Source organism: Flavobacterium sp. (assembly GCF_035299245.1).
Taxonomy (GTDB): Bacteria; Bacteroidota; Bacteroidia; order Flavobacteriales; family Flavobacteriaceae; genus Flavobacterium.
On the sequence record NZ_DATGWY010000004.1, the window covers coordinates 103,974 to 121,236 of the forward strand.

General features: G+C 35.3%; 16 protein-coding genes. 9 read left to right on the forward strand and 7 right to left on the reverse strand.

The window, feature by feature from the left end:
• The first annotated feature begins 73 nt into the window (after window positions 1–73).
• Together VK161_RS02100 and VK161_RS02105 are read left to right on the forward strand one after the other, a co-directional pair.
• Window positions 74–550 (forward strand): M15 family metallopeptidase, encoded by a 477-nt coding sequence (locus VK161_RS02100; protein ID WP_324213098.1) that lies wholly within the window; start codon window positions 74–76, stop codon window positions 548–550.
• 11 nt (window positions 551–561) lie between these two features.
• Window positions 562–1,599: a patatin-like phospholipase family protein gene (locus VK161_RS02105; protein WP_324213099.1), complete on the forward strand. Its 1,038-nt coding sequence runs from the start codon at window positions 562–564 to the stop codon at window positions 1,597–1,599.
• A gap of 182 nt (window positions 1,600–1,781) precedes the next feature.
• Here VK161_RS02105 and VK161_RS02110 read toward each other — a convergent pair whose 3' ends face one another.
• Window positions 1,782–2,384, reverse strand: a complete 603-nt coding sequence (locus VK161_RS02110) for a hypothetical protein (RefSeq protein WP_324213100.1) — start codon at window positions 2,382–2,384, stop codon at window positions 1,782–1,784.
• Between the two features lie 165 nt (window positions 2,385–2,549).
• Here VK161_RS02110 and VK161_RS02115 point away from each other — a divergent pair, with 165 nt between their 5' ends.
• From VK161_RS02115 to VK161_RS02140, 6 genes are all read left to right on the forward strand, one after another.
• Entirely contained in the window at window positions 2,550–2,948 is a 399-nt protein-coding gene (locus tag VK161_RS02115) for a hypothetical protein (protein ID WP_324213101.1), read from the forward strand.
• An 8-nt stretch (window positions 2,949–2,956) separates the two neighbouring features.
• Window positions 2,957–3,337 (forward strand): ribonuclease P protein component, encoded by a 381-nt coding sequence (gene rnpA, locus VK161_RS02120; protein ID WP_324213102.1) that lies wholly within the window; start codon window positions 2,957–2,959, stop codon window positions 3,335–3,337.
• A gap of 102 nt (window positions 3,338–3,439) precedes the next feature.
• The gene (locus VK161_RS02125) at window positions 3,440–4,330 is read left to right on the forward strand and encodes a DUF4349 domain-containing protein (RefSeq protein ID WP_324213103.1); all 891 of its coding nucleotides are present in this window, start codon (window positions 3,440–3,442) and stop codon (window positions 4,328–4,330) included.
• On the forward strand, window positions 4,314–5,951 hold the full coding sequence (locus VK161_RS02130; protein ID WP_324213104.1) for a S41 family peptidase: 1,638 nt from the start codon (window positions 4,314–4,316) through the stop codon (window positions 5,949–5,951). Before VK161_RS02125 ends, VK161_RS02130 begins: the two co-directional genes overlap by 17 nt.
• Window positions 5,951–6,766, forward strand: coding sequence for an OmpA family protein (locus tag VK161_RS02135; RefSeq protein ID WP_324213105.1), 816 nt, complete (start codon window positions 5,951–5,953; stop codon window positions 6,764–6,766). Before VK161_RS02130 ends, VK161_RS02135 begins: the two co-directional genes overlap by 1 nt.
• Window positions 6,766–7,596: an OmpA family protein gene (locus VK161_RS02140; protein WP_324213106.1), complete on the forward strand. Its 831-nt coding sequence runs from the start codon at window positions 6,766–6,768 to the stop codon at window positions 7,594–7,596. Before VK161_RS02135 ends, VK161_RS02140 begins: the two co-directional genes overlap by 1 nt.
• Here VK161_RS02140 and VK161_RS02145 read toward each other — a convergent pair.
• The 6 genes from VK161_RS02145 to VK161_RS02170 form a co-directional block, all read right to left on the reverse strand.
• Complete coding sequence (locus tag VK161_RS02145; RefSeq protein WP_324213107.1) at window positions 7,593–8,042, reverse strand: GNAT family N-acetyltransferase; 450 nt, start codon at window positions 8,040–8,042, stop codon at window positions 7,593–7,595. The genes VK161_RS02140 and VK161_RS02145 overlap by 4 nt on opposite strands.
• 4 nt (window positions 8,043–8,046) lie before the next feature.
• Complete coding sequence (locus VK161_RS02150; RefSeq protein ID WP_324213108.1) at window positions 8,047–9,015, reverse strand: DUF4837 family protein; 969 nt, start codon at window positions 9,013–9,015, stop codon at window positions 8,047–8,049.
• A gap of 37 nt (window positions 9,016–9,052) precedes the next feature.
• Window positions 9,053–11,353 (reverse strand): LysM peptidoglycan-binding domain-containing protein, encoded by a 2,301-nt coding sequence (locus VK161_RS02155; RefSeq protein WP_324213109.1) that lies wholly within the window; start codon window positions 11,351–11,353, stop codon window positions 9,053–9,055.
• A gap of 99 nt (window positions 11,354–11,452) precedes the next feature.
• Window positions 11,453–12,640 (reverse strand): phosphoglycerate kinase, encoded by a 1,188-nt coding sequence (locus VK161_RS02160; protein ID WP_324213110.1) that lies wholly within the window; start codon window positions 12,638–12,640, stop codon window positions 11,453–11,455.
• Window positions 12,641–12,739: 99 nt separating this feature from the next.
• Complete coding sequence (locus tag VK161_RS02165; RefSeq protein ID WP_324213111.1) at window positions 12,740–14,347, reverse strand: hypothetical protein; 1,608 nt, start codon at window positions 14,345–14,347, stop codon at window positions 12,740–12,742.
• Window positions 14,348–14,368: 21 nt separating this feature from the next.
• On the reverse strand, window positions 14,369–15,928 hold the full coding sequence (locus VK161_RS02170; RefSeq protein WP_324213112.1) for an SPOR domain-containing protein: 1,560 nt from the start codon (window positions 15,926–15,928) through the stop codon (window positions 14,369–14,371).
• A gap of 179 nt (window positions 15,929–16,107) precedes the next feature.
• Here VK161_RS02170 and VK161_RS02175 point away from each other — a divergent pair, with 179 nt between their 5' ends.
• Entirely contained in the window at window positions 16,108–17,256 is a 1,149-nt protein-coding gene (locus VK161_RS02175) for a DNA polymerase III subunit delta' (protein ID WP_324213113.1), read from the forward strand.
• Window positions 17,257–17,263: the final 7 nt, after the last annotated feature.

Below are 17,263 nucleotides of genomic sequence, written 5' to 3' on the forward strand. Positions count from 1 at the left end.
AAAATAATCTTCGTTTTGTTTTAAAATAAAAGATTATTTTCTTATATTTATTCATCATTATAATAATTAAATCATGGACAAATTTACCTCAGATCGAATCCAACAACTGCATCCTGCCGTGAGAGCCGAAATGCTCAAAATCGTGGCCGAATGTGATCTCGCACTTACCGGAAAAGCAAAAATCAGAATCACTCAAGGCTTGCGAACCTTCAAAGAGCAAGACAATTTGTATGCCATCGGACGAACGAAACCGGGCAAAAAAGTAACCAATGCCAAAGGCGGACAATCCGTGCATAATTTCGGTTTTGCCGTCGATATTTGCCTAGTCATCGACGGAAAAACCGCCTCTTGGGATACCGTAAAAGATTGGGACAACGACCAAATCGCCGATTGGTACGAATGTGTGAAAATTTTCGCCCAATACGGTTGGGATTGGGGCGGAAACTGGAAAAAGTTTAAAGATCTACCGCACTTTGATAAACGAGGGTTCAACGAATGGAAAAAATTATCCAAATTACAACGGGACAAAAACGGATACGTCATTCTCTAAAAACTAATGCTATGACTAAAAAAATTAGAATTCTCAGTTTGGATGGCGGTGGAATTCGCGGAATCATCACTTGCGTCATCCTCAAATACATCGAAGAGCAACTCCAGCGCACCGATCATCCCAACGCCAAAATTGGCGACTATTTTGATCTTATCGCCGGCAGTAGCACTGGCGGATTATTGGCCGCAATTTTACTTTTTCCTGACAACTCAAAAAGTGCCAGGTTTTCAGTGCAAGAAGCACTCGACCTCTACGCCAAAAAAGGTGAAAATATTTTTAGTGTTTCGTTTTGGGAACACCTCATCAATCCGTTTGGGTTGTTCAATGAAAAAATTTCTCAAAAAAACCTCGAAAAACAACTGCACGAAGTGTTTGGCGATTTGCAATTAAAGGATTTTGTAAAACCATGCCTCATCACTTCATACGATATTTCCGAACGAAGAGCCAAACTGTTTGCGAGTCACGAAGCCAATGCTTCACTCGAAAACTTTTACGTTCGTGATGTCTGTCGAGCCACTTCTGCAGCGCCAACGTATTTTGAACCTGCGAGAATCAAATCGCTTTACGGTCAAGCATTTACTTTGGTTGATGGCGGAGTATATGCCAATAATCCTGCGATGTGTGCCTATGCAGAAGCACGTAAAATTGCCTTTTCGAAAGTGCTCAACGACGAAGAGAAAATTGATCATCCTTCGGTTAAAGACATGGTTATGGTTTCAGTCGGAACAGGAACCGTGTTGAAACCGTATCATTTTAAAGATTTTGTGAACGCTGGACGAATCAAGTGGATTTCGCCATTGATCGATATTTTACTTTCTTCCAATGCCGAAACCGTGGATTACAATTTGAAGAAAATGTTTGAAACACTCGGACCAAGAAATCGTCTGAATTATCATCGTTTGATGCCATCTTTAAAAAACGCTTCGCCCGATATGGACGACACTTCCAAAGACAACATTTACGAACTCATTCAAGCCGGACTTTCATTCGTAGAACAAAACCGTGACCAACTGAACGCCATAGCTAAAAAACTCATCAAGAATAAATAAACCACAAGATAGAGATGATTAAACACTATGCTACAGAATAAAATAAGCTCCATTAGATTGCAAACCAATCTGTAATAATTCACCACAGATTCACAGATAATAAATGATTCAAAATCTGTTAATCTGTGGTAAAATCTTTAAAGACTAATAAAAAACGCCAAACTTACATTTGGCGTTCTTTTCTATAACAATTTCACTTCGGTGATTTCGTTGTAAATCTTGTAGGTTTTAGTCTTCGGATCGAAGAACTGTTGTTCGGTATAAAAAACCTCAATTTTGTCGCCTTTTACAATTTTGTCTTTAATAAACAAAGTGTCGCCTACAAACGAAAAAAGCCAGATAAACTCTCTCTTTGTATTGCTTTCGTCGGTTATTGTAATTGTATTAAACTCGGCCGATGTCATCGATTCAAAACTTCCTTTGTGTGAAGATGCAATTACTTCTACTACTTCATCTTCGGCAGCATATTCATCAGCTGCTTCATCTAAAATGTTTGAAAAAACCTTCGGACAAAGCAAGGCCATTTCAACACCCACATTTTCTGCAATACGCTCTAACGAAGTAGATTTTTTATCCGGATTATAACCAATTGCTTTTCGGTCTTTTTCATCCAACATCCCTAACGATTCGAAAATACACAATCCCAAATCAGTTTCGGTTAGTTTTTCTGTACCTTTATTGGTGGCACATTCACAGGTTAAGGCTGCTAATTTTTTGTAAACAGCTTCTTTTTTTTGAGCCGTCATTGCAATACTAAACAACAACAGCAATAGCAATTTTTTCATTTTTTTCAATTTAATTCAGTGTTTACAAACGCCGAAAAGATTAAGAATATTTTTTTTGCGAATATAAAACTTCTGTTGATAAAGTGTTTAATTAACTCCGTTTTTATTGTCTTTTTTTATGGAATAGAATTTGTAGATTTACACCGATAAAAACTCTAATTGATTATGAAGTCATTCTATTTTTTCCTTCTTATCGCTTTTTTAAGCGTGGGTTCACAAGCTCAAACACTCACGTTTAAAACCAGCAGCGTTAGTGTAACCGAGAAAAACGATAAAGGTAAGTGGAACAATTGGTCGGAATTTGTGGATGCCGATTTGATCATCACCATCGATGGCAAAAAAAACAGAATTGTTGTTAATTCACCCGATATTCAAGTTTTTACCATTAAAGCCTATGGCGAAAAAATAGAAAACGACGACCAAAAAATAGTTCCTTTTGAATGTGTGGACAACAATGGTTCTAAATGCAATATCATCGTCATTACCCACAAAAAAGAAAATAATCGTATGCAGTTTTACATCAATTACTCGGAAGTAAAATTTGTATACAACATCTACAACTAAATTCAAAAATGGATTTCTCCTTTTCAAAAAATGAAAAACTAAAAAGCAGAAAAGTCATCGATTCGCTTTTTACCGAAGGAAAATCCGTTGCAAAATACCCATTGCGATTAGTATATGTTGAGGTAACAAACGAAGAAGAAATTCCTCTGAAAATGGGTGTTTCAGTTTCCAAAAAACACTTCAAACACGCCGTTGATCGCAATTACTACAAGCGAGTTCTTCGCGAATGCTATCGTCACAATAAACATCTTTTATTGGAGAACATCACTAAAAAATACGCCGCTATGTTTTTTTATCAAACCAGCGACCGATTAAGTTCAGAAGAAATCAACGAAAAAACCATTCTGCTTTTTAAAAAATTCATCGAAACAGAAAATAAAACGGTATAGAGTGAACTCTTGTAAACTTTTTCGTCTCGATCAAAAAAGTTTACAAGAGTTCAATAATAATACGAAGTCTTTTTTCGTTTTTACATTCTAAATCAATTTATTATGAAGTTTATTTTCCCTTTTCTAACTATTGGAATTCTTTTTTGTAGTTGTAAAGAAGCTGAGGCTGAGGCTGTGGCATCGGAAGTTAGTATGGTGAGCGTTCCAGCAAAAGCTTCTTATGAAGGAGATGTAAAATATGACATGGCAACAGTAGATTCAACGGCTGTTGCAGTTGAAGAAAATGCGCCAACAAGTCCGGTTTCGTCAGAGAAATTAGAGCAAAAAATCATCAAATCGGGCGATTTGCGTTTTGAAACTTCCGATATGGAGGAAACGTATGGTGCGGTTCAGCAATTGATAAAAAAATACAAAGCCATTATTCAAAGTGACACTGAAGATAAAGACGATTATACTTTCAACAGGTACTTAACACTGAGAATTCCCAATGAACATTTTGACAATTTCATCAACGATTTAGGAAAAGGAGTTGACTATTTTGACAGAAAAAACATATCCATTCAAGATGTGACTGAAGAATATATTGATGTTGCGTCGCGAATTAAAACCAAAAAAGCACTAGAAGCTCGGTATTTAGAATTGCTTAATAAAGCTAATAAAGTATCTGAAATGCTAGAGATTGAGCGTGAATTGGCAACCATTCGCGAAGAAATCGAAGCCAAAGAAGGTCGTTTAAAATACATACAAAACAAAGTGTCGATGAGTACCATCAATATTGAATTTTACAAAGCAATGGAACGTAAAGCTGGAGCGCGCGTTTCTTTTGGTACAAAATTTGTCAATGCACTAAAAACAGGATTCAACGGAATTTCAACTTTCTTCCTTTGGGTAATCGAAGTTTGGCCTTTTATTATTATTTTAGTGGCCTTGATTTATTTTATTAGAAAACGATTTAAGAAAAAAAGCAACAATCAAAATGTGGACACAAATTAAGAAAAGATATGTAATTCCAGTAGTCGCTGGCGGATTTTTATTCGTTGGAATGAGTTTCAAAGACGACTTTTTTGAAGTTGCCAAACAAATTGAAATTTTTACTACTACTTTCAAAACCGTAAACCAGAATTACGTAGATCAAGTTTCTCCAGCCGAGTTGATGGATAAAGCAATCAAAAGTATGCTGGCCGATTTGGATCCGTACACCAATTATTTCAACGAACAAGATGTTGTAAAATTCAAAATCAACAATACAGGCGAATACACCGGAATTGGTGCGATGATTACGCGCAAAGAAGACAAACTCATCATCAAAGAACCCTACAAAGGATTTGCAGCTGACAAAGCGGGTTTGAAAGCCGGTGACGAAATCATTCAAATTGGAGATGTGCTTTTATCCGATTACAAAGAAGATGCGTCACAATTGCTCAAAGGAACCAAAAACACCAAAGTTGATATTAAATACCTTCGTCAAGGAAAACCATTAACCACTCAATTGGTACTGGATGAGGTTGAGGTAAAGGCCGTTCCATTTTTTGCTAAAATTGATGCAAAAACAGGATACATCGTTTTATCAAAATTCAACAAAAAAACCACTCAAGAAACCAAAGAAGCATTAGAAAAACTTAAAGCCGATGGCGCCACTCAAATCATTTTGGATTTAAGAGGTAATCCAGGCGGACTTTTGAATGAAGCCATCAATGTGTGCAATTTGTTTGTTCCAAAAGGCGAAGTGATTGTAACCACCAAATCGAAAAACGAAAAACACAACAACGTTTATAAAACTACTCGCGAACCAATTGATACTGAAATTCCGTTAGCTATTATTGTGGATGGAAAAAGTGCATCGGCTTCTGAAATTGTTTCGGGTGCATTACAAGATTTGGATCGAGCTGTTATTTTGGGAAGCAGAAGTTTCGGAAAAGGATTAGTACAACGTCCGTTTGACATGACCTATGGAACTCAAGTAAAAGTGACCATTTCAAGATATTACACTCCTTCTGGACGATGCATTCAAGCCTTAGATTATGCACACAAAGACAGCGATGGAAAAGCAATTAAAGCCGACATTACAAAAGCCAATGCGTTCAAAACCAAAAAAGGAAGAACAGTGTATGATGGTGGTGGAATTTTACCCGACATTGAAATCGCAGAAACCAAATTAAGTCCGATTAGCGAGGCCTTAATTCGCAACGATGGGATTTTCAATTATGCAACGTATTACTATTATAAAAACCCGAATTTAGGCGATAAGATTCCGACTATTTCTGATGCCGATTATGCCGATTTTAAAGCCTTTTTGAAAAAAGAAAAATTCAGTTTTGATACTGAAACCGAGATTGCCTTAAAAAATACTTTGGAAAAAGCCAAAAAAGAAAATATCGATCAGACGATTGCTGTTGAATACCAACAATTGCTTTCGGCTTTGCAAAAAAGTGAAGAATCACTTTTAGACAAAAACAAAAAAGAAATTTCAAAATTGATTCAAGATGAATTGATTAAAAGATACCAATATAAAGAAGGATTGTATCAGTATTACACCAAAAGCAATGTTGAAATTTCACGTTCAATTACTTTATTCAATAACATTGCCGAATACAATAAAATACTCAAACTATAATGTGGAAATTTATTAGAATTATTCCGTTTTTCATCGTCAGTTTGCTCTATTCTCAAGAGGAAATGGTACAAAGTGTTTATTTTGATTTTGATAAATTCTCTTTAGATGATAAGCAAGCCAGTGATGTAGTTGAATTCATCAAAAAAGCCGATTCAACGCGCATCGAATCCATTCAGATTTTTGGTTATACTGATGATGTTGGAAAAGATGCGTACAACTTTAAACTATCGACTAATAGAGCGACCACTATTCAAAATAAATTAGTTGAAAACGGAATAAAAAATAAAATTATCGTAACCATCGAAGGAAAAGGTAGAATTTTAATTGACGATGATATCGTTGAAAATCTTCCCGAAAAACGTTCTAAAAATCGCCGTGTTGATGTTGTTCTGAACTTAAAACCATTGCCCAAAATTCAGATTCCTGGTTTTTATAATATGATTCAAAAAAACCATATTGTAGGCGATCACATTTATCTGGATAATATACATTTTGAAAAAGGAAGCAGCAAATTGACTACCAAATCTAAAAATGAATTGGACAAAATTGCGCTTTTACTCCACCGCTACAAAAACATCCAATTTGAAATACAAGGCCATGTCTGTTGTACGCCACCGTATCAAAAAGAAGCCATTGACAAAGACACCAAAAAAAGACAGTTGTCTACCAACCGAGCACAATCAGTATACAAGTATTTGGTTTTGAAAAAAATTGCTAAAAATCGAATGACTTTCAAAGGTTACGGAAATACTGTTCCGCTTAATAAAGGTCCAGAATACGACCGTAGAGTTGAATTAGTAATCACCAAAATTTAGTGCGATTCGTTATATCTTTTTTGATTGCTTGTTGTTTTGCGACCACTTCATTGTGCGCACAAGAACACAGTGTGTATTTTGATTCCAATGCTTTTCTACTCAACGAAACTCAAAAAGCAACACTAATTTCTTTATTTTCATCAGAAGAAGAAGTGAAAATAACTATAGCTGTTGAAGGTTTTTGTGATGATATTGGTTCGGACGAATCCAATCAAATACTTTCCCAAAAAAGAGCTTATGAAGTAACTAATTTTCTGCAAAATGAACTTCATCTCGAAGTATCAAATTCGATTGGAAAAGGCGAAATTTCTCTTCCTGAAAACACTCTAAATGCAGATGAAATTCGAAAAAATAATCGTGTTGTAAAAATCCGTTTTTCAAAAGAAATTGTTGAGTTTAAAGTTGATTCTGCACAGAAAAAACCAACCCAAACTAATTACAAGACCTTTTCAGACGAACTTAAAAAGGGTGATCGAATCATTGTAAACAATCTTATTTTTATGGGTTCGCTTACTTATTTTCAATCGCCCGAAGAAGCCGAAGCCGAGCTGGAAAAAATCATTACTTATTTAAAAACACATCCTGCAACAAAAATTGAAATTCAAGGTCATGTGTGTTGCATTTCCAATTCGTTTAAAGACGCGTACGATCGCAACAGTAGAAAGAATAATTTATCGGAAACCCGAGCCCAAAAAATATACGATTATTTTATCGAAAAAGGAATTGCCGCTAATCGAATGACCCACAAAGGTTACGGAAGACAATTTCCCATTCCTGGCGGTGAAGAACACGACAATAAAAGAGTTGAAATTTTAATTGTTGAAGATTAATCTTTTTTCATTTCGATGTGTGGAATATCATCTTCCAAATACATTTCGCTGGTTTGAACAAATCCGTGTGTCTGATAAAACTTCTTCAGATACAATTGTGCCGAAATGGTAATTTTGGTTTCGTGAAAATGAGTTTTTACTGCATTTACCGCTTGGTACATTAGTTCGTGTCCGATTTTCAATTCGCGTCGTGTTGGTTTTACAATCACTCTTCCAATTGATGCTTGTTCAAAATAATCGTTGGGTTTAAATAATCGAGCGTACGCTACCAATTCGCCGTCCATTTCACCCAATAGATGAATTGCTTTCTCATCTTTACCATCAATGTCTTGATAAACGCAATTTTGCTCCACTACAAAGACTTCGCTTCGCAATTGCAACAAAGAATACAACTCGAGTAAAGAAAGTTCGTTAAAACGCTTTATTTGCCATTTTACTAACGACATATAATTATAATTTGATGGTTTTAATAATGGCTTCCAACTCCAACATAAAATCGCTTTTCCCTTTAAAAGGCGCATAACAGAATCCTTCTAAAACCAAAATTCGTTTTTTCTTTTCATCAACAATTGCATAATTAACAAACGGTCCGGTCATGAACGCATTTTTCAAATTCCACGTTCCTTTGGTTTCGTAAGCAATGTGGTCTGAAATGGTAATTTTATCTAAGTAAGGCGTAAAGTCGGTTTCCGTTAGCATTCGGGTTCTTTTTTTACTCCCGTGAATGTATTTATTGCCGATAGAATCTCTGACTTTTACTATCGAATTAATAATATTGGTGGTATCTTTTAATCGTTTGAATGGCAATTGATAGGCAATGATGCTCAAGTTTCCACCGTTGATTTCTTTCTTCATCCACAAAAACTTTTTCCTTTTTAAAACGGTTTTGAATTTGACCGGAATCTTCACATCAACATCAAATTGCCTATTGATATCGTTGGTTTCTGATTTGTCAACATAAATCTGGCTTTGGATGGATCTAATTTCAGAATCGCGAATTATTTTAGTGATTTGAGGCGCTTTTACTTCAATAGAATCAATGAGATCTTTGAGAGTTCTTCCCGAAAACCGAATGAGAATCTGCGGATTTGAGGTTTCGTTTTCTTTAATGCTAAAATCGTTTTTGACGTCTTTTTTTACCACAATGATGTTGCGACTTTTGGTCAAAAATCCGTCCAATAATTTTACTGGATATTGATTCAAGACAAAAAGTGGTTCTTCGTCTTGCAAACCAATTACTGGCGCAGCAAATTTATTTCGCAGTGAATCACCTACTTCTCCATTCCACAATTGATCATCAATAATTACCGAAACCGAATTGATTTTGCCTAAGGTTTCATAGGCCGTGTTTTTTCGTTCCTCAATGCACGAAGAAAAAAGAAACGGAACCAAAAACAATAAAAAAAGGGTTTTATTCATATTGAAATAAAACCCAAATTTACGTAAGATTTTGTATTTATCCACCAATTTTTAATTTCATTCCTGGCTTAATACTTTCGTCTTGTATATTGTTCCATTTTTTGATGTCAGCAATAGTAACACCTGGAAATTTTTGTGAAATACTATATAAAGAGTCACCTCTTTTTACATAATACATTTTTTCGTTTTCATTTTTGGCAATGGCATTGTCTTTTTTGTTTTTAGCATTTTTATCTGTTACTGCAACATCCGTTTTAGAAACAATCAACGTTTCGCCTAGTTTGATGTTATTGCCTTCGATTGAATTCCATTCTCTCAAATTTTCAATTGTTGTATTGTGCTTTTTAGCAATCAATCCTAAATTATCACCTTTTTGAACCGTGTATTCTTTCGTTTTTGTCTCAACTGCAACAGCGTTTTCAACTGAATTTTTGTCGCCAACAAGAACTTGAGCACCTAATTTAACATTGTTGTCCGGTAAGTTATTCCATTCTCTCAATTGCTGAACTGTAACGCCGTGTTTTCTTGCTATTGAGCTTAAGTTATCTCCTTTAACAACAACATAGTAGTTATCATTTGTGTCTACTTCTTGTCCTTTTTCGCTGTTGTGCGTTTCTGTTTTAGAAACTTTTGGTTCAACTGAAGCATACGATTCTTTGGTTTCAACCGGAGTTTTCACTTCTTTTTTGATGGTAGAAATCACCTTTTCATTTTTGATGATTTTTAGGCTTTTTCCTTTGGCAATGTTATTTCCACTGATGCCATTCCATTTTTTAATATCAGCAACAGTTACATCGTATTTGTTAGCAATTGCAATTAAATTATCGCCACTAACCACTTTGTGGTATTTGGTAACGTCTTTGTAAGTAACGACTTTCTCAGTTTTGAATGCTTTCTCTATTTTTGGTTCCGACGTTTTTACTTCGGCTACTGCAAGAGAATCATTAGGTTTAACTTCATTAGAAACAATTGCTTCTTTTGGTTCTTTGGTTTCGATTTTTTCAAACGAATAAATCTTTAAGTTTCTTCCCAAAGGCGCACTATTGCTACGTAAACCATTCCATTTTTTTAAATCATCAACGCTTACATTGTATTTTCTAGAAATGAGCGTTAGATTTTCGCCTCTACGTATTTTATGATACTTAACACGCGATGCTAGATCGCCATTAATCGTGTCTTTTGGACGAGAATAGGCAACTTCGGTCATTGGTTTTTCACGGTTTCTTGCCACATAATCAACATAAGCGTACACTTTGTCTTCGTTGGAAGCAAAAACAGCTATTTTATCTTTTGGTAACTTCAAGAAATTAATTGATCCTGTGATGTACGGAATTTCATCGCGTTTGTACGACGGATTGAAAAACTTAATTTCTGCCTCTGAAATATTAAACAAATCGGAAATTTGCTTGAAAGTAATGTGTCTTTTAATGGCAATTGTGTCCGTAGCAAAATGATTGGCTATGGCTTTGTTAGGAACAATTCCGTGTTCTTTGTGGTATTCAAAAATATACATCGTAGCTAAAAAAGCCGGAAGATATCCTTGCGTTTCTTTGGGTAAGAATTTTTTAATGTTCCAGAAGTTTTGTTTTCCGCCCGAACGACGAATCGCTTTAGCTACATTTCCTGGACCTGAGTTGTACGATGCCAATACCAAATCCCAATCGCCAAACATTTTGTACATATTGGTCATGTATTGCGACGCCGCTTCACTCGCTCTGAAAGGATCGCTACGCTCATCCACATACGAGTCAATTTTTAAACCGTATTGTTTTCCGGTATGGTACATGAATTGCCACAAACCTGTTGCGCCTACTCTAGATACAGCTTTTGGGTTCAATGCCGATTCTACAATGGCTAAATATTTGATTTCTAATGGAATATTGTTTTTAGCCAAGTGTTCTTCGAAAACAGGAAAATAGAATTGCGACAATCCCATTAAGCGTTCAAATCCTTTTTTTCTGTTCTTTAAAAATGACTTGATGACGTTTTCAAGACCAACATTGTATTCGATATTGAACGGCGATTTTTCATCCATTAACTTCAATCGCTCTTTCAGCAATTCAGTAGGAAGTTCATAATCAACCGTTTCTTCAGTGTCAATTTTACAGATGTCACTGATCATGCTATCGTACAAATCAAGCGAAGTCAGTTCTTTCATCCACAAACTATCCACACAAGTGGCCATTTCGTCGTGAACGAAAGTGGCTTTAATGGAATCGAGGAATGAAATTTTCACTTCTTTTTTTACAATCGTATCCGCAATTGGGGTTACTTCCTGAGCGTAAAAAAAGGATGAAACAAGTAAAAAAGTGTAGGTTACTTTATTTTTTATAGACATATTGATTTCTCAATTATTTATTATTCAGTATTTTAAGCGATTTTGCAAAATTAGAACTTATAACGCTAAAAAATGTGTAAATATTGTTAAAAGTTGCATTTAATCGATAATTGCTGCAATTCCCGGTAAAATTCTTCCTTCTAACATTTCCAACATGGCACCGCCACCAGTAGAAACGTAGCTCATTTTTTCTTCTAAGCCAAACTGTTTTACAGCTGATACTGAATCGCCTCCACCAACTAGTGAAAAAGCGCCATTACGGGTTGCTTCGGCAATTTGTTCTCCTAAAGTTATGGTTCCGTGAGCAAAATTTTCCATTTCAAAAACCCCCAATGGACCGTTCCATAAAATGGTTTTCGAATTCATAATTACCTCTTTGAAGTTTTCCAACGATTTTGGTCCGGCATCCAAACCTTGCCAACCATCCGGAATTTCTCTAACGTCTACAATTTGAGTTTTGGCATCGTTGGAAAATGAATTTGCCGCCACAACATCAACTGGTATATGAATGTGAACGTTCTTTTCTTTGGCTTTATGTAAAATTTCGAGTGCCAATTCCATTTTGTCGTCTTCACAAATCGAATCGCCAATTTTTCCTCCCAACGCTTTTATGAACGTAAATGTCATTCCACCACCAATTATCATGTGGTCAATTTTATCTAAAATATTTTCAATTACGGTAATTTTGGAAGACACTTTTGAACCGCCAAGAACAGCAGTTACGGGTTTTACCGAATTATTTAAAACACGGTTCAAGCTTTCTATTTCTTTGGCTAATAACAGACCGAAACATTTTTTTTCTGGGAAAAATTGAGCAATAATGGTAGTTGAAGCGTGTGCTCTGTGTGCGGTTCCGAAAGCATCGTTGACATAAATATCGCCCAATGATGCTAATTCTTTAGAAAATTCAACATCACCTGCTTCTTCTTCGGCATAAAAACGCAAATTTTCAAGAAGCAATACTTCACCCGATTTTAAATTGGCGGCTGCATTTTTGGCTACTTCACCTCTACAATCGGAAGCAAATTGAACTGGAACTCCAAGAATTTCAGAAGTTGTTTTTACGATGTGTGAAAGAGAATATTGATCTTGTTTTCCTTTTGGTCTTCCTAAGTGCGACATCAAAATCACACTTCCGCCATCAGCAAGAATCTTATCTATAGTTGGTTTTGCCGCTTCAATTCGGTTGGTATCCGTAACATTAAAATTCTCATCTAATGGTACATTAAAATCAACACGGATTACAGCTTTTTTATCTTTAAAATTAAAATCGTTAATAGTTTTCATCTTTAGAATCAGTTAATTTAGTTGATTGCAAAGATAGTCTTTTGTTTTTTTAATTAAAATGACAAAACTCATTGATGGGAATTAAACCCATTGAAACTATTAATCCATATCGGTTATACCAGTTATAACGGTATTTACAGAGACTATGTATAATTTTTCAGAATACATTCCGTTGGCTTTCGATGCATAGAAACTAATAGCATCTTCCAATTGGTCAAATCGCTCTAAGTATACGTAAGTGTAGTTATTGATTTTATTTACAAACGTTTGATTTTTTACGTCTTTTAAGGTCAATAAAGTCGAATAGGGTTTTGCGTTGCTCGGATCTACAAAAGCACTAGTTACCACATAAAATCCTTTTTCTTGACCTGTAATATTAAGCGTTAAAACTTCAATTAATTCTTTTTTAACTTCACCTTTTTTATTTGAAAAAGTTTGTGCTTTACTCGTTAGGTTTTTAGCTGAGGTAGTTTGGAATAAATCAGCGTAAATCTCCTTCATTTGCTGTACTTTTTTGATGTCGTATCGTTCCAACATTTCTTTATTGGTCATACTGGCTGGTTTTTGTGCAATTGGTTCAGCGGTAGGAATCGACTCATCAACAATTAAAGAAGCAAAAAACAAAAAGCATTTATCACTATCCGATTCGATTTTTAAAGTTGCTTCCGAACTGTTGTTGTCAAAAACAGCATTGTTTTCGTTAGCTACTGTAGTCAAACAACTGTCAAAACCCAACGTATTTTTACTGTCTGGATAGCGATTTACTTGGTGTTTGTTTTCGATAGTGATTGAACTATTAAAGAAATTATCTGGTTTTCTTAATTTATTGGTTACTGGAATAAAGTTTTTACTTTTCGGTGTTTTGATGGACACTTTATCGCCCGGAACTTTGTAATCGCCATCTAAAGCTGCAGCGGCGATTTGTACTTTCACTTGACCTTGAGCTACGGTTTTGAATCCGTTGAAATTCAAACTTACGGATGAACTCGAAACATCTGAAAAACCGTCATAGGTAATGATGCTTTTCATGGGTTTTGAACTGTCTTCATACACGATGAAAATTTGCCAACCCGAAGCAATTCCACCTCTTAACATTCCTTGAGTAGCTCTAATATCGGCCAAAGTATACACTCCAGAAGGATTTGACATTCCAACCACATCATCGGTGATGTCTGCATACACTACATAAGGCGCAAAATCTTTGTATTCGGCCGAGTTCAATCCGTCAAAAATGACCGTTCCTGTTACACTTTTGTATTGTGCTTGATTGGGATATTTAATTTTCACAGTTGAAACCGATGCTCTTCCGGCATCAATAGCTACAAATTTGTCTTCTTTGGGTTGATCTCCGGTGTTGTATTTGTAGGTTCCAGACCAATACAATCCGGCGTAGACTATTTTTTTGGGCGAATTGGTATCGAGAAATAATTCGGCGCTACTTGATGAAAAAGTAGATTCATCCCCATCAATATCAATGTATTCCATGGTAAAATCATCATTCAATAAAGCGGAACTAGTATGATTGTAATACGGAACGTTGGATGAATTGCTGTAATCAACACGGTTAGTAATGTTGTTGGCTAAAATCGTAACATCTCCGTTGAGTTCTTTTTGAAATCTAGGTTTGAATGGATTTTGGGAATGCACGAGTGAAATTCCGAGAACCATCATCGAAAAACAAATGTTTTTAGGGCTAAACTTTTTCATTTTCGGTAGTATTGGGGGTTTTTATTCGTCTAAATTGGTAATTATTGCGTCTTCTTTATTGTTTACAGACAATATCCAAACGGGATCTTTGTAGGTGTTGTTCAGTTTTGAATTGCATAAATCAAGCGCCATCGATTTGTCGGTGGTTTTGGCTAAATACACATAATTAATTTGATTATTCGGATTCAAAAATGAGGTTGCAGTAAGACCTTTGGAGTTTAATCTGGAGACAAAATTTTTCAAGTTAGCATCGTTTTCAAAAACGTTTGCAATAATATAATATCCTGATGAAAATCCATCGATGGAAGCCGATTTTATTTCTGTAGAATTTTTTCGTATTACAATAGGCTTTTCAGCTTGTGTTTTAACTTCTTTTTTCGCAGCTACAAATTCGGATAAATCGGTTTCGTTGGAAACATAAATTTCTGGAGTTGCAATCGATTTAAAATCCTCATCTTCAGTTACTTCAATATCAAAAGCAGAGAAGAACATATAACAACGATCGCCGCTAGATTTCATTCGTAATGTCGCTTTATTAACATTATTTCCAATTACAGAATTGTTCAAATTTGTAATGTTCATCATGCAAGTATCATAGCCTAAAGTGTTTTTACCATCGGGTTTTCGATCTAAAAAATGGCTGTCGTTGATTGTAATCGAACCGTTTAAGAAGTTTTTTGCTTTGCGATTAGCGGTTTCCAAAACAGAAAATCTGTCGTTTTCTCCTACTTTAAAAAAGAATTGATCGCCAGTCAAATTGTTGTCGCCTTCCAGAACTGCAAGTGCAATTTTGGCATTCACTTCACCTTGTGGAAGAGTGGTAAATCCTGAAAATGGTACTTCAGTAAAATCATCATTCAATCCTGAAAAACCATCATAACTGGTAATGTATTTTCCTTTCATTGATGCATCGCGGTACACTACAAACAACGTCCAACCTGCCGCAACTCCACCACTAATTTTACCTTCTGTAGCTCTGACATTGGCAACCGTATATTCACCAAAAGGATTATCCAATTGATTGATGTATTGGGTTATATCGGCATAAACAGCATACGGTGCACATTCTTTAAATTCTTTTTTTCCTAAACCATCAAAAAGAATTTCGCCTTTAATTTTGGTGTATTTTTCTTGATTTGGGAATTTAATTTTGATGTCGTCAATGTTTTCTCTGTTATTATCATCAGCTACAAATTTCTCTTCACTTTTCTGAATTCCGGTGTTGTATTTGTAGGTAGCCGACCAATATAAAGCAGCATAAATTATTTTTTTATTTTCTGGATTATTCACCACTAGCGAAGCTGAGCTTGATGAAAAAGTACCTCCATCGTTATCAACATCGATGTATTCCATCTGAAATTGATCGTTCAAAAGCGCATGATTGGATTGGTTGTGGTACGGAACTGAAGTTGGATTATTATAATCGGTTCGGTTTACAATTGAGTTGGCAATTACTGCCATATCTCCTTTTACAAACGCGTGGTAGCGCACTTTGAATGGAACTGGAGTCTGCGAATGACCAATTACACAAGAAAACAATACGGCAAAAGCCGAAACAAATAATTGTTTGGTGTGTTTCATAAAAAACTTTATTAGGGTATTATTACTTTTTTAAAAACAGGGTGAAATTAGAATTAAATTCGTTAAAGTGTGTGTTTTTATCGATTAAGTGTAAAAAATGATATTTTTTGTAGGTTTTTTTCTTTATGTTTTTATGCTAAAAAAATGCATTTTTTGATTTTTTTGTACTATATTTGCTCATGCTTTTTTCAGAAATTTTAGGTCACGATTACATCAAAAATCACTTAATGAAAAGTGCGAGTATTGGAAGAATTCCACATGCTCAATTGTTTATTGGACCTGAAGGAACGGGAACTTTACCCATGGCAATTGCCTATGCTCAGTACATTATTTGTGGAAATTCGGGAAATGAAAATACCGGTTCTAACGAAGCGTGCAACTTAAAATTTAATTCGATTTCGCATCCTGATTTGCATTTTGTCTATCCAACAGTAACCACGGAAGACATCAAATCAAAACCGAAAAGCCTCGATTTTATTCAGGATTGGAGGACTTTTTTAAATGAAAACAGTTACGGAAGTTTGTTTGATTGGTACACGCTTTTGGGCGTTAAAAACAAACAAGGTGAAATTCGAGTTGAAGACGCCAATGAAATTGTAAAGTCGTTATCCTTAAAATCACTCGAAGGCGGTTACAAGGTAATGATCATTTGGATGGCCGATAAAATGAACATTTCGGCTTCTAACAAATTATTGAAATTATTGGAAGAACCAACGGATAAAACGGTTTTCATCTTAATTTCTGAAAACGAAGAAGACATCATTCAAACGATACGATCGCGTTGTCAGGTATTGCATTTTAACGCATTACCCGAAGAAGTGATTTCGAGTGAATTGATCACAAAATACGGAGTTACTGAAAATAGCGCCATGAAAATTGCACATCAATCGCAGGGAAATTTCAATAAGGCATTGCAAATTTTAAATGGTGATAGCGAAGAATTTCCATTTGAAGAATGGTTTGTAACGTGGCTTCGTGCGGCTTACAGTGCTAAGAAAAATGCTGCTGCCATCAATGATTTAATCGCTTGGAGTGAAAACATTGCGAGCATTGGACGCGAAAGTCAAAAGAAGTTTTTGAATTATTGCATTGATGTGTTCCGCCAAGCCTTGATGCTGAACTACCAAGCGGAAAAATTAGTGTATTTTGAACCCAAAGTCAACGGTTTTACCTTAGAAAAATTTGCTCCTTTTGTTACTGGAAATAACATACACGAGATATTTACTTCGCTTTCTGATGCATCGTATCATATTGAACGTAACGGAAATGCCAAGATTATTCTGACTGATTTATCGATTAAATTGACGCGTTTGATTCATAAAAACTAAACTATTC